Source organism: Gordonia sp. CPCC 205515 (genome assembly GCF_048537925.1).
In the GTDB taxonomy this organism is placed as follows: domain Bacteria; phylum Actinomycetota; class Actinomycetes; order Mycobacteriales; family Mycobacteriaceae; genus Gordonia.
Window position 1 is genome coordinate 38,535 of record NZ_JBCLVJ010000006.1, and the last position, 11,767, is coordinate 50,301.

12 protein-coding genes are annotated in these 11,767 nt (G+C 65.0%); 1 reads left to right on the top strand and 11 read right to left on the bottom strand.

The window, feature by feature from the left end; all coding sequences use genetic code 11:
• Positions 1 to 6 precede the first annotated feature (6 nt).
• The 11 genes from AAFP30_RS08785 to AAFP30_RS08835 all read right to left on the bottom strand — a co-directional run bounded on the left by AAFP30_RS08785 (position 7) and on the right by AAFP30_RS08835 (position 10,828).
• Complete coding sequence (locus AAFP30_RS08785; protein ID WP_419229510.1) at positions 7 to 1,152, bottom strand: thiolase family protein; 1,146 nt, start codon at positions 1,150 to 1,152, stop codon at positions 7 to 9.
• Complete coding sequence (locus tag AAFP30_RS08790; protein WP_419229511.1) at positions 1,145 to 1,987, bottom strand: enoyl-CoA hydratase/isomerase family protein; 843 nt, start codon at positions 1,985 to 1,987, stop codon at positions 1,145 to 1,147. The genes AAFP30_RS08785 and AAFP30_RS08790 overlap by 8 nt, the downstream gene beginning before the upstream one ends.
• Positions 1,984 to 3,204, bottom strand: coding sequence for a CaiB/BaiF CoA transferase family protein (locus AAFP30_RS08795; protein ID WP_419229512.1), 1,221 nt, complete (start codon positions 3,202 to 3,204; stop codon positions 1,984 to 1,986). Before AAFP30_RS08795 ends, AAFP30_RS08790 begins: the two co-directional genes overlap by 4 nt.
• Positions 3,204 to 3,971 carry an SDR family NAD(P)-dependent oxidoreductase gene (locus AAFP30_RS08800; protein ID WP_419229513.1) on the bottom strand — a complete coding sequence of 256 codons (768 nt, stop codon included), beginning with the start codon at positions 3,969 to 3,971 and terminating at the stop codon, positions 3,204 to 3,206. Before AAFP30_RS08800 ends, AAFP30_RS08795 begins: the two co-directional genes overlap by 1 nt.
• A 1-nt stretch (position 3,972) precedes the next feature.
• Positions 3,973 to 5,151 carry an acyl-CoA dehydrogenase family protein gene (locus AAFP30_RS08805; protein ID WP_419229514.1) on the bottom strand — a complete coding sequence of 393 codons (1,179 nt, stop codon included), beginning with the start codon at positions 5,149 to 5,151 and terminating at the stop codon, positions 3,973 to 3,975.
• An 80-nt stretch (positions 5,152 to 5,231) separates the two neighbouring features.
• Positions 5,232 to 5,549 carry a hypothetical protein gene (locus AAFP30_RS08810; RefSeq protein WP_419229515.1) on the bottom strand — a complete coding sequence of 106 codons (318 nt, stop codon included), beginning with the start codon at positions 5,547 to 5,549 and terminating at the stop codon, positions 5,232 to 5,234.
• Positions 5,515 to 5,949 carry a hypothetical protein gene (locus AAFP30_RS08815; RefSeq protein ID WP_419229516.1) on the bottom strand — a complete coding sequence of 145 codons (435 nt, stop codon included), beginning with the start codon at positions 5,947 to 5,949 and terminating at the stop codon, positions 5,515 to 5,517. Before AAFP30_RS08815 ends, AAFP30_RS08810 begins: the two co-directional genes overlap by 35 nt.
• Positions 5,946 to 6,656: an ABC transporter ATP-binding protein gene (locus AAFP30_RS08820; protein ID WP_419229517.1), complete on the bottom strand. Its 711-nt coding sequence runs from the start codon at positions 6,654 to 6,656 to the stop codon at positions 5,946 to 5,948. The genes AAFP30_RS08815 and AAFP30_RS08820 overlap by 4 nt, the downstream gene beginning before the upstream one ends.
• On the bottom strand, positions 6,653 to 7,366 hold the full coding sequence (locus AAFP30_RS08825; RefSeq protein WP_419229518.1) for an ABC transporter ATP-binding protein: 714 nt from the start codon (positions 7,364 to 7,366) through the stop codon (positions 6,653 to 6,655). Before AAFP30_RS08825 ends, AAFP30_RS08820 begins: the two co-directional genes overlap by 4 nt.
• Positions 7,341 to 9,485, bottom strand: a complete 2,145-nt coding sequence (locus AAFP30_RS08830; protein WP_419229519.1) for an ABC transporter permease subunit — start codon at positions 9,483 to 9,485, stop codon at positions 7,341 to 7,343. The genes AAFP30_RS08825 and AAFP30_RS08830 overlap by 26 nt, the downstream gene beginning before the upstream one ends.
• Positions 9,485 to 10,828: an ABC transporter substrate-binding protein gene (locus tag AAFP30_RS08835; protein WP_419229577.1), complete on the bottom strand. Its 1,344-nt coding sequence runs from the start codon at positions 10,826 to 10,828 to the stop codon at positions 9,485 to 9,487. Before AAFP30_RS08835 ends, AAFP30_RS08830 begins: the two co-directional genes overlap by 1 nt.
• A gap of 390 nt (positions 10,829 to 11,218) precedes the next feature.
• Between AAFP30_RS08835 and AAFP30_RS08840 the strand changes: the two genes are divergently transcribed.
• Positions 11,219 to 11,767 carry a carboxymuconolactone decarboxylase family protein gene (locus tag AAFP30_RS08840; protein WP_419229520.1) on the top strand — a complete coding sequence of 183 codons (549 nt, stop codon included), beginning with the start codon at positions 11,219 to 11,221 and terminating at the stop codon, positions 11,765 to 11,767.

Genomic DNA, 11,767 nt, shown 5'->3' on the forward strand with positions numbered 1-11,767 from the left:
ACCCCTTCAGCCGATCAGCTCGACGACGGTCGCGTTGGCGGTGCCGCCACCCTCACACATCGTCTGCAGCCCGTACCGGATGTCGTTGTCACGCATGTGATGGATCATCCGGGTCATCAGGATCGCCCCGGAACCGCCGAGCGGGTGGCCCAGCGCGATCGCACCACCGACCGGATTGACGAGGTCGAGTGGCGCTCCGGTCTCGGCGAGCCACGCCAACGGCACCGAGGCGAACGCCTCGTTGACTTCGAAGGTGCCGACATCGCTCAGCGCCACATCAGCTTTCGCCAGCACCTTCTCGGTGGCCGGGATGGGTCCGGTCAGCATGAGGACCGGATCGGCGCCGGCGACCGCGCCGGCGACATACCTGGCCATCGGCGTGAGCCCGAGCTCGGCGGCGCGCTCAGCGGTGGTGACCAGCAGGGCCGCAGCCCCGTCGGAGATCTGCGACGAATTGCCCGCATGGATGACCCCGTCGTCGCGGAACGCCGGCTTCAGGTTGGCGAGCTTCTCGACGGTGCTGCCGCGACGGACACCCTCGTCGACCGACACCGGACCTGCGTCGGTGTCGATCGGCACGATCTGGTCGACGAAAGCACCGCGATCAATGGCTGCCGCAGCGAGTTCGTGCGACCGCACCGCGTACTCGTCGAGCGCGGTGCGGGACAGTCCCCACTTCTGCGCGATGAGTTCTGCGGAGATACCTTGGTTGAAAGCGAAATCATCATAGCGGGCAAGTGCTTTGGGTCCGTAGGGCATCCCGGTGGATCGAGCCGAGCCAAGCGGGACCCGGCTCATCACCTCGACGCCGCCGGCCACCACAACGTCCTGCTGGCCGGACATGACGGCCTGCGCCGCGAAATCGAGTGCCTGCTGACTGGACCCGCACGCCCGGTTGATGGTGGTCCCGGGGATGGTCTCCGGCCATCCCGCGGCGAGAACCGCATAACGACCGATGTTGCTCGACTGGTCGCCGACCTGGGATACACAGCCCCACACGACGTCGTCGACGATCGCCGGGTCGATGCCGGTGCGGCGCACCAACTCTTGCAGCACCAGTGCGGACAGATCGGCGGGGTGAGTTTCGGACAGTCCGCCGTTGCGTTTGCCGACCGCGCTGCGCACGGCCTCCACGATGACGACCTCACGCATGTATGTTGTCTCCATTCTGGTTTCGGGCCTGGCTTCCCGGCGGTGGTACCGACCACCGACCGGTGAACACGGGGTCCTTCTTCTGTGCGAACGCGGTGTAGGCTGCGCCGACGTCGTCGGTGCCGAAGTTGATGACCTGCGCTCGGGATTCGGCGGCCAGCGCGTCACGCAGTGTGCCGCTGGCGCCTTCGTTCAGCAGCATCTTGATCTGACCCAGCGCCACTGGTGGACCGGCCGCGAGGCGCCGAGCCTTGTCGTCGACGAAGGCGTCGATCGCAGCGTCGTCGACGACCCAGGTGACCAACCCCAACCCGTGCGCCTCGGCGGACTCGATCATCTCACCAAGCAGGGCAAGCCGTTTGGCTTGCTGCAGCCCGACGAGAGTGGGCAGCAACCACGAACCACCCAGATCCATCGAGAGCCCGCGCCGCACAAAGATCTGCGAGAACCGTGCGCCCGGTGTGGCCACCACCAGGTCGCAGCCGAGTGCGAGGTTCCAGCCGGCGCCGACGGCTACCCCGGACACCTTGGCGATGGTGGGAATCGGCAAGTCATGCAACGCCATCGCCACGTCGGACAGGATGCGGAGTTTGTTCGTCGGATGCCGTGGGTCCGGGGTGGAGATATCCGCGCCGGAGCAGAACGCGCCGCCGGACCCGGTGATGACGAGAGCGCGAACATCACCCGATCGTGCGGTGCTCTCGAGATTATCGCGCAGCAGACACCAGGCGGGCCAGTCGAGTGCGTTCTTACGGGCCGGTCGGTTCAGCGTGATGGTCCGGACACCGGCATCGTCGTCGACGAGTATCCCGGGTTCGGTGTCGCCGAGGCTCATCGCTCGAACGCCGCGCCGACCGCGCCCTGTGTGCGCAGAGCAGCGATCTGCTGCCAGTCGAATCCCAAACCGACCAGCACCGAGTCCGTGTGCTCCCCCAAGCCGGGAATGGCACCCATGATCGGTTCGAACCCGTCGATCACCGGGGGCGGGAGGATCGCCGGGATCGGCCCGTTCGGGGTGTCGATCTCACGCCACCGGTCACGTTCGGCGAGATGCGGATGTGCGATCACGTCACTGGGCTTGTTGAACCGGGCGTTGCCGATCCCTGCGGCGTCGGCGGCCTTCTGGATGTCGAGCAGATCATGGCGGCCGCACCACTCGCCGATCGCGTCGTCGAGGATATCGCGGTGATCGACCCGACCGGCGTTGGTCGCGAATCGCGGGTCGGCGGCCAGGTCGTCGCGCTGCACGATCTCGGTCGCAAGACGCTGCCACTCTCGGTCGTTCGTGGTACCCAGGACGACCGTTTGTCCGTCGGCGGTCGGATACGCGCCGTAGGGCGCGACCGCCGGTGACCCCATGCCGCGAGGTTCTTGATCGATTCCCGAATGGCGGGTGAAGTTGAGGGCGTACCCCATCAGTTCGGCCATGGTGTCGAAGAGACTGACAGCGACGGCGCCGCCACGCCGCCCATCCGCACCGTCGCGGCCACGAGCGACGAGCAACGACAGGATCGAGATGGCCGAGTACAACCCGGAACACACATCAGCCATCGGCGGACCCGGTTTCGCCGGGGCACCCGGGTACCCGGTGATCGCGCACGCACCCGATTCCGCCTGCGCCAGCAGGTCATAGGCGCGCTTGTGGGAGAGCGGACCACCCGGACCGTAACCGTCGATCTCGACGACGATCAGATCCGGGTGACGCTGCGCGAGATCACCTGGCGCGATACCGAGTTTCGTGGTCGCGCCGGGCGCCAGATTGGAGACGAGTACGTCGGCCGTTTCGAGGAGCCGATGCAGGATGTCGATGCCGGCCGCGGATTTGAGATCGAGGGTGACCGATTCCTTTCCGCGGTTGACCCACACGAAGTGGGCTGCCATGCCGTTGACAACGTCGTCGTAGTGCCGCGCGAAGTCGCCGCCGTTGGGATTCTCCACTTTGATCACCCGCGCCCCCAGATCGCCCAGGGTGCGCGTACAGATCGGTGCAGACACGGCCTGTTCGAGGGCAACGACGGTGATACCGGCCAGCGGTGCTTGGGTCTGTTCCATCACATCACCATGCCACCATCCACCGGTAGCACCTGCCCGGTCACGAAAGATGCTGCGTCCGAAGCCAGGAACACGAAGGCTCCGGCGACCTCGGCCGGTTCGGCCCAGCGGCGCAAAGGGATGCGGTTGAGCATCGTGGGGGCGAAGCGCTCGTCAGTGCGGATCGTTTCGGTCATCGGGGTGGCGGCCAGCGGCGCGATCGCGTTGACCAGGATGTTCTTGCGCGCCAGTTCCCGCGCCAGCGATTTGGTGATCCCGATGATCCCGGCCTTCGCAGCCGAATAGTTCACCTGGCCAAGGGTTCCGGTGATGCCGGCCGACGAGGTCACGTTGATGATGCGGCCGGTACCGTCGGTCGCAAGGAAGGGTAGCGCCGCCTGTGAGGTGTTGAACGCACCCATCAGGTGGACGTCGAGCATCCGCCGGATGCTCTCCTGCGAGGTGTCGCCGAACATGGCGGGCGCGGTGACCCCCGCGTTGTTGACGATGATGTGCACCGCGCCGTCGCCGAGCGCCGCAGCGCGCTCCATCGCCGTGTCTGCGGCGTCGCGGGCGCTGACGTCAAAGCCCATGCTGTCGGCCTTGCCGCCGGCGATCGAGATCTGTTCGGCAACCTTCGCGGCGGCGTCCGGATCGATGTCGGTCACGAGCACCACCGCCCCGGCGGTAGCGAGTGCCTGCGCGACGGCCGAGCCGATCCCGCCGGCGGCGCCGGTCACGACGGCTGCTCGCCCGGTCAGATCGAACAATGTGTTGGTGGTGGTCATGTCAGTAGCTCCTCGGCAATCCCAATGTGTGCGATCCCAGATAGTTGAGGATCATTTCCTGGCTGATCGGTGCGATACGCATGACACGCGATTCACGGAAGTACCGCGAGACGTTGTACTCCTCGGCATATCCCATGCCGCCGTGGGTTTGCAATGCTCGGTCGGCGGCGGCAAAACCTGCTTCGGCGCAGAGGTATTTGGCGGTGTTGGCCTCACGTCCGCACGGTTTGCCGTTGTCGTAGAGCCAGGTGGCCTTGCGCAGGACGAGTTCTGCGGCGTCGAGGTGGGCGAGCGAATCCGCCAGGGGGAATGCGATTCCCTGATTCATGCCGATGGGACGGTCGAACACCTCACGTTGCTTCGCGTATGTGACGGCGCGGTCGAGGGCGACGCGGCCGATGCCCAGCGCCTCCGCGGCGATGAGCATGCGTTCGGGATTCAGGCCGTCGAGAAGGTATTTGAAGCCTTTGCCCTCTTCTCCGACGCGGTCCTCCTCCGAGACGAACAGATCGTCGATGAACAGTTCGTTGGAGGTGACGGCGTTGCGACCCATTTTCTTGATCGGCCGGATGTCCACGTGTGCTCGGTCGAGATCGGTGAGAAACAGGGTCATCCCGTCGGTCTTCTTCTCCACCTCGTCGTACGGTGTGGTGCGGGTGAGCAGCAGGATCTTCTCCGACTCCACGGCCTTGGAGATCCAGACCTTGCGGCCGTTGACGAGGTAGCCGTCACCCTTGCGTCGAGCAGACGTGGTGATCCGCGAGGTGTCCAGTCCCGCACCGGGTTCGGTCACCCCGAAGCAGACGTGTAGATCCCCGTTGACGACGCGCGGCAGGGTCCGCTGCTTGAGTTCGTCGGAGCCGTGTACGACGACGGGCTGCATCCCGAAGATCGACAGGTGGATGGCGGTGGCGGCGTTCATGGCACCGCCGGATCGCGACACCTGCTCGAGGAGGATGGTGGCCTCGGTGATGCCGAGCCCATGTCCCCCATACTCTTCCGGAATGGTCATGCCAAGCCAGCCGCCGTCGGCGATCGCCTGGTAGAACTCGGTCGGGAACTCGTGCGCGAGATCCTTTTCCATCCAGTACTGGTCGTCGAAACGTCCGGCCAGCTCGGCCACCGATTTACGGATCAGTTCCTGGTCTTCGGACAACTCGAAACTCATGCCTGCCGACATGTCTCCAACCTCCTGTGCTCGCTGCGCGCGGAACACCGGCCCCGGTGGCATCGGAGCCGGTGCTACTCGTCATGAATCGATCAGTCCGATGCGGGCAATGCTTTCGCGGCTTTCACTGTCATCGCCGACCCACCATAGACGAGTGGTCCGGAACCGGCTGCGCTGCAGAGCAGTTCCACCGTCTCGTCGGCGTCGACGTAGCGTTTGCCGATCAGGACACCCGGTTCGGTGGCCTTCTCGGCGGACTGTGTCACCGACTTGGCCGGCTCCAACAGCGTTTCGCCGCAGCGTATCTCGGCACCTCCATCAGCCGGCGCGACGACCACCACCACCTTGGTGGTGCAGGTCGGACACGCCAGCTGTTCACCGGTGCGCAACTGCGGGGCTTTCGTGGTCATGGGTGATCTCCTCGGTGATCGCGGTGGTGTGCTTGCCCGACGCCGGCTCCGACTCTGTAGGAGGCGCGAGACGCTCACCAAAAGTGTTGAGGTCGAAGGCCTGCCGCGCCAGCCAGAACCGCAGAAAGTTGGTCAGTGAGTAACGCAGGAACACCGCGGATCCGACGATCGCCACCGCCACGCCGATCAGCGCGATCGTCAGCGCATCCCGCTGGACCAGTGGATCGGAGGTGTTGTGCGACATCAGGTAGGCGATCACCCCGAGGGCGACGCCGAGAACCATGGCCACGACACCGAGCCGTATCCAGAGTTGTGCGCGGGACGCGGCCGGGTCCGGTATCTTCAGTTTCTCGAGTTCCGCGGTGAAGCGTTGAGCGCGGTCGTCTGCGGTCGCGGTCATGAGGCACTCCCTAGGTAGAGGTTTGCTAGTTCTTTCTTGAGTGATTCGCCGGGCGGCCCGTCATATTCGACGCGACCGCGGACGAGTACGGCGGCATGATCGGCCATGTCGAGGACCGCCGACGCGAACTGTTCGACGACCAGGACCGCGACGCCCTCGCGGGCGATCTCTGCGACCTGGTCGTACAGTTTCTCCACGACCAGCGGGGCGAGGCCCATCGAGAGTTCGTCGAGCAGGAGTACCGCCGGATCAGAGGCCAGACCTCGCGTCAGTGCGAGCATCTGCTGTTCACCGCCGGACAATGTTCCGGCCGTTTGTGCCGCGCGTTCCTTCAGGATCGGGAATCGGGTGAATGCGATGTCCTCGATCTGTTCCCGAGTCTTCCCGGTGAAGGTCATCATCCACAGGTTCTCGCGCACCGTCAGATTCGGGAACACCCCCCGGCCCTCCGGGATCAGGCACACCCCTGCGCGGGCCGCATCGCGCGATGACATACCGGTGACATCGCGGCCCCCGTACAGGACGCGGCCGGAATCGACGGGATGCACCCTGGCCGCAACCTTCTGCGTCGTTGTCTTCCCCGCACCATTGGGACCGAGCAACGCGACCACATGTCCGGCGCGAACGCTGATGTTCACACCGTGTAGCGCCGAGATTCCGCCGTAACCGGCACGGATATCGCGGAGTTCGAGAAGCGGAGGATTCATGCTGTCCCCAGATAGGCGTCGAGTACGGCGGCGTTCTGTCGCACCGATTCCGGTGGGCCAGAGGTGATGATCGAGCCGAGGTCGAGGACGTGCACGAGGTCGCACACATCCATGACGAGCTCCATATCGTGTTCGACGAGCAGAATGGCCACCCCGTCGGCGGCCACCTTGCGGAGAATTCCGGCGAATCGTTCGGTCTCCTCGGCGTCCTGGCCGGCCGCCGGCTCGTCGAGCAGGATCAGATCCGGTCGAGTGGTGAGCGCGCGCGCCACCTCCACCTGCCTGCCGACACCGGTCGGCAGCGAATCGGCAAGTCGATCCGCATACGGTCCGAGTTGAGCGCGTTCGATCACCCCGTCGACGAGTTCCGCTGCGCCCCGACGGTTCCGGCGGAGTTCGGCGGCGACGAGCAAGTTGTCGCGGACGCTGAGTCGTCCGAACAGTTCGAGGCCCTGAAACGTCCGTGCCATCCCGCGCTTGGCGCGCTGTGCCGGTCCGAGCCGGGTGATGTCCTCGCCGTCGAGCACGACCGTCCCGGTGTCTGGACGTCGCAGCCCGCCGATCACGTCGAACAGTGTGCTCTTGCCGGCTCCGTTCGGTCCGATCAGTCCGGTGATGTGTCCACGCTCGGCGGTCAGGGTCACACCGCTCAGTGCCCGGTGCGCACCGAAGGACACCGATACATCACTGACTTGCAGTAACGACGGCACGATCGAGCACCTCCTCGTCGTCAGGGGTCCATGGCCGGCTGATGCCCCACCATTCGACCGGGATCTCGGGTTCGTCAGGTCCGGTGTCATCGGAATGTCCACGGCGGTAACGCCACTGCGCGAGAATTGGCGTCAGGATCACGCCCACCACCATCACCAGGCAGAACACGTAGCCGTTGTAGACATCGGCAAGCCGCAGCAGCCAGGCCACCAGGGTCCACCCGAGGAACGCGCCCATGACGACACGATCGGCGAAGACGGCATCCCACCGCTTGCGCAGCGACGCGATGCCACCCTCCTTGACCGCCCGGGCACCGAACGCGATCCCGAGTAACGCCGGAATCGCTTGGGACACTTCACGTAGCGCAGGCCACAGGACACCGATGGCGTTGAGCGGACCGGCCAGCGCCGCGCCGGTAAATACGCCACTGCCCACGGTGCCCAGTCCGGCGAGCACCACCACCAGGAAGATCGGCAGACCGGAGATGAAGGTGAACTGGTCACCGGTCACCGACCCGAGCTGCATCCCGAGCAACGCGCCGCCGAGTCCGGCCAGTGCGGAACTGAACCCGAACACCAGCATCTTGGAGATGAGCAGATTTCCGCCGAGGGTCGCGTAGGCGGCCTCGCTGTCGCGCAACGCAATCAGCCTGCGTCCCAACCGTCCTCGACGCAGCAGCGCAACGCCCAGGGTGGCGATGGCCAGCACGACCGCCGCGAACACCGTGATGCGCTGCGGGGTGTCGATCGCGTAGCCGAACAGTGCGGGGCCCGGAACCTCGACCGACCCTTGGTCGAAGAACGAGATTCGCACCCCGAACACCTCGAAGGCCGGCAGGGTGAAGATCCAGCGGTCGAAGATCACTGCGATCGCGGCCGTGCCGAGCGCCAGGTAGACCCCGGAAAGTCGCAGTGCGGGAACGGCGATGGCGGCTCCGACGACACCGGAGATCAGGGCGGCGGCCAGGATGGCCCACCATTGACCGTCGGCACCCAGCTGGCCGCAGACGATGGCTCCGATGCCGGCCAGGGTGATCTGACACAACGAGATCTGGCCGGCGAAGCCGGCGAGCGGGACGTAGGAGAGCGCCAGTACACCGACGGCGAAGATCTGGCCGTAGGTGATCAGGTCACTGTCGCTGAGCACCGTCGCCAGGATCAGACCGGACCAGACGATCAGCAGGGCGAAGAAGATCGTGCCCCGCAACGACGGCAGCGGAACCGGACTCAACTGGCGATCACGACCCCGTAACCGCCCATGCGGGAACAGCAGCAGGGCGAGCAGCAACAGGATGGCCGGGGCCGCCAGCCGGATACCAGGCAGATAGGCATTCTGCGGCAGGTATCCGGTCAGGTAGCTCTCCATCATCCCGACGACCACCGCACCGACGAAGGTCAGCGGGAGGCTTTTCAGCCGTCCGAAGATCGCCGCGGCGTAGGCGCTGACGATCACCAGCGACAGCGACATCGCGTCGAGCGCGACCACCGGGGCGATCAGCACGCCACCGATCGCGGCGAGCTCGATCCCGAGCATCCACGCAATCCGGTTGGCCCGCACCGGGTCTGCCCCGGTCAGGCCGACCAGCGATCGATCGTCGACGGTCGCCCGCATCTCGGTACCCGCTCGGGTCCGGAACAACAACACGCGCAATCCGACAGCCACCAGGATGGCCACGATCATGGTCAGTGCCTGATGCCAGGTGACGGTGGCGCCGAAGACGTGCAGCGGCGGCCGGTCGGCGAAGAACTGAGGCAGGTTCCGGGCGTCGTTCGGATCCCAGATCCAGCGCGCCACGGCGATCAACCCGCTCAACAACGCAACCGTCATGACGAGTTTCTCGGCCTCACCGAGACCTTGCACCGGACGCATCGCGATCTCGACGAGCAACCCGAACAGCGGTGTGAGCACACCGAGCACCACCACGAGCGACAACCAGACCGGCCAACCCCAGCCAATACTGAACTGCCAGTAAACGAATGCCGCCATCATGCCGGCCGCGCCGTGCGCGAAGTTGAAGACGCCGGTGGTGGTGTAGGTGACGACCAGCCCGCCGCTGATCACTGCATAGATCGCGGCGGTGCTGAGTCCGACCACGCCGAAGGCGAGGAATTGATCCATTACTGCACGTCACTCATGCTCTTGCCGACGTCGGCCAGCGTGAGTCCGTTGCCGTACTGACCGGTCGACTTCCGGACCGGGATGTTGCATCGGTAGGCGCCCTGATCGGGGGTGAAGTCCGCTGCCTGCCAGCCCTGTCCGGTTGCCTTCTCGACGTTGAAGCAGGGTGACGGCGCAGCACCTGGCGTCAGGTTCTGCGGAGCTGTCAAGCCACCGGCGGTCCACGCGGTCTCCTTGGTCGCGGTCTGCAGCAGGCATCCGCGCGTCAAGTTGTCGCCACAACTGGCGGCTGATTTCGCGAACAGCAGCCACGCGGAGATGGCACGTACCGCCGGGAGGGTGATCGCGGCGTCCGGCGCGTACTTCTTGTACATGTCCTTGAGTTGCGTCATCACCGGGTCGGTACTTTCGACCGGCAGGACGCCGCCGAGGTCGACGAGATTGTTCTGCTTGTCGGCGGAGGGCCCGAGCAGATCGAGGAACGGCTGACCGTAGGCGTTGTTGTTCGCGTCGATCCAGTCCGGCATGTAGTTCATGCTGGTCAACACGCTTTCCAGCTTCGCGAGCTGCTTGTAGTCGCCGAAGAAGATCAGGCCCTTGACGCCCTTGTTCTTGATCGCCTGCGCGTACGGGGTCCAGTCCGAGACACCGGCGGCCGGGTAGAGGTCGTTGTAGACGAACGTGCCGCCGGCGGCTTTGACGGTCTCGACCTGGAGGTCACCGAGAACCTTTGTAACCGGCGAGTCACCGTTGATGATGCCGACCGCGTTCGCCGATTGCGGGTAGGCATCCTTGAGCAGCCAGGTGCGGAACTGGTAGTAGGGCAGATAGCCGATCGTCTGCGACGGTGACGCCTGCACGCTCAGATCCGCACCGAGTTCGGTCAGCTGCGCGACCTGCGCGGGGAAGTTGGGCAGCAGGCACGTCAGCCGCTCCTTGGTGCCCAGGCCGTCGAGCGCAGCCCCGCCGCCCACCAGGGCGAAGTCTTGCTCGCATGCCTGCGACATCTGCTGGCGGACCGACATCAGCTTCGAATCACGGGTATTGGCAACGAGTTTGCGTCCGTTGACGCCACCGTTGTCGTTGCACCAGGAAGTGAATACCTTTGCCGCATCCACAAATTCGGCGTTCTTGGTGAATCCGACGTCGGAGAACACCCCGACCTGGATCTGGTCGTCGGCGACGCCCTGAGCAGTCGATCCTTTCGCGGATCCCTTCTGGCACACATCGTTCAGATCACCGAAGGAACTCGAGGCACTCGACGACGAGCCACCGTCGCCGGCGCCCATCTCCTCCGTTCCGCTTCCGTCACGGCCACCACATCCCGAGGCGACAAACGCCATGGTGACGATTGCCGCCGCCAGTACTCGTCTAGCTCTCAACTGATTCTCCTCAATGACGTCTGCGGGCGGACCGACCCACAAAGGCTGTGTGAGAGCCTCCGGCGACGGCCCGCGACCGAAGTCGAAGCACCCACTGGATAGCGTTGCTCTCAATAGTGGAAACTAGCTTCTCATTGCGGAAGAATCAATAGATTGAGAGATCCGGATCACATTTGCCACTCTCCGATCGGCCGCCGACGTGGCAGAACAGCCGCGAATAGGCATCACACCCACACGTCGGGCCGGGTCGCCACTTCCACCGAAGGCAACTTGCGGATTGACGGACAGACTCCGCCGTGAGAATGTAGTATCCATCGATGAGAACGTAATTCTCACCACGAGGAGGTTCATATGCGTCTGACACCCTTGCCGTCGGACCAATGGGACGACGACGTCGATGCCGCGCTCGCCGGGATGCTGCCCCGGCGGCGGCGCAATCCCGTGGGCGCCGGCAATGCCCTGTCGACGCTCGTCCGCCACCCCGACCTCGTCAAAGCATTCATGCCCTTCAATGTGCACCTGCTCTTCGGGTCCACCCTCTCCGACCGGATTCGCGAAGTGGCGATCCTGCGGATTGCCGAACTCAGTGCGTCGCCGTATGAGATCGAGCACCACACCGGGATGGGACAGGCGGCCGGCATGACCCTCGCGGAGATCGAGGACGCGCGACGCGGCGTCGCGCTCGACCCGGTGGAGCAGCACGTCCTCGACGCCGTCGCCGAACTCCACCACCATCACGCGATCCTCGACGACACGTGGTGCGCCCTGCAGAACGACTTCGACGACCGACAGCTGATGGACCTCGTCTTCACTGTCGGCGCCTACTCCACATTGTCCATGGCCTTCAACACGTTCGGCATCGAGCCGGATCGTGAACTACAGCCCGAGTACGAAAGGTAA

Excerpts from the sequence above, each read along its gene's own strand:
- AAFP30_RS08785 (WP_419229510.1), bottom strand. The coding sequence starts at position 1,152 with ATGCGTGAGGTCGTCATCGTGGAGGCCGTGCGCAGCGCGGTCGGCAAA.
- AAFP30_RS08795 (WP_419229512.1), bottom strand. The coding sequence starts at position 3,204 with ATGGAACAGACCCAAGCACCGCTGGCCGGTATCACCGTCGTTGCCCTC.
- AAFP30_RS08830 (WP_419229519.1), bottom strand. The coding sequence starts at position 9,485 with ATGGATCAATTCCTCGCCTTCGGCGTGGTCGGACTCAGCACCGCCGCG.
- AAFP30_RS08820 (WP_419229517.1), bottom strand. The coding sequence starts at position 6,656 with ATGAATCCTCCGCTTCTCGAACTCCGCGATATCCGTGCCGGTTACGGC.
- AAFP30_RS08835 (WP_419229577.1), bottom strand. The coding sequence starts at position 10,828 with ATGGCGTTTGTCGCCTCGGGATGTGGTGGCCGTGACGGAAGCGGAACG.
- AAFP30_RS08805 (WP_419229514.1), bottom strand. The coding sequence starts at position 5,151 with ATGTCGGCAGGCATGAGTTTCGAGTTGTCCGAAGACCAGGAACTGATC.
- AAFP30_RS08800 (WP_419229513.1), bottom strand. The coding sequence starts at position 3,971 with ATGACCACCACCAACACATTGTTCGATCTGACCGGGCGAGCAGCCGTC.
- AAFP30_RS08810 (WP_419229515.1), bottom strand. The coding sequence starts at position 5,549 with ATGACCACGAAAGCCCCGCAGTTGCGCACCGGTGAACAGCTGGCGTGT.
- AAFP30_RS08840 (WP_419229520.1), top strand. The coding sequence starts at position 11,219 with ATGCGTCTGACACCCTTGCCGTCGGACCAATGGGACGACGACGTCGAT.
- AAFP30_RS08790 (WP_419229511.1), bottom strand. The coding sequence starts at position 1,987 with ATGAGCCTCGGCGACACCGAACCCGGGATACTCGTCGACGACGATGCC.
- AAFP30_RS08815 (WP_419229516.1), bottom strand. The coding sequence starts at position 5,949 with ATGACCGCGACCGCAGACGACCGCGCTCAACGCTTCACCGCGGAACTC.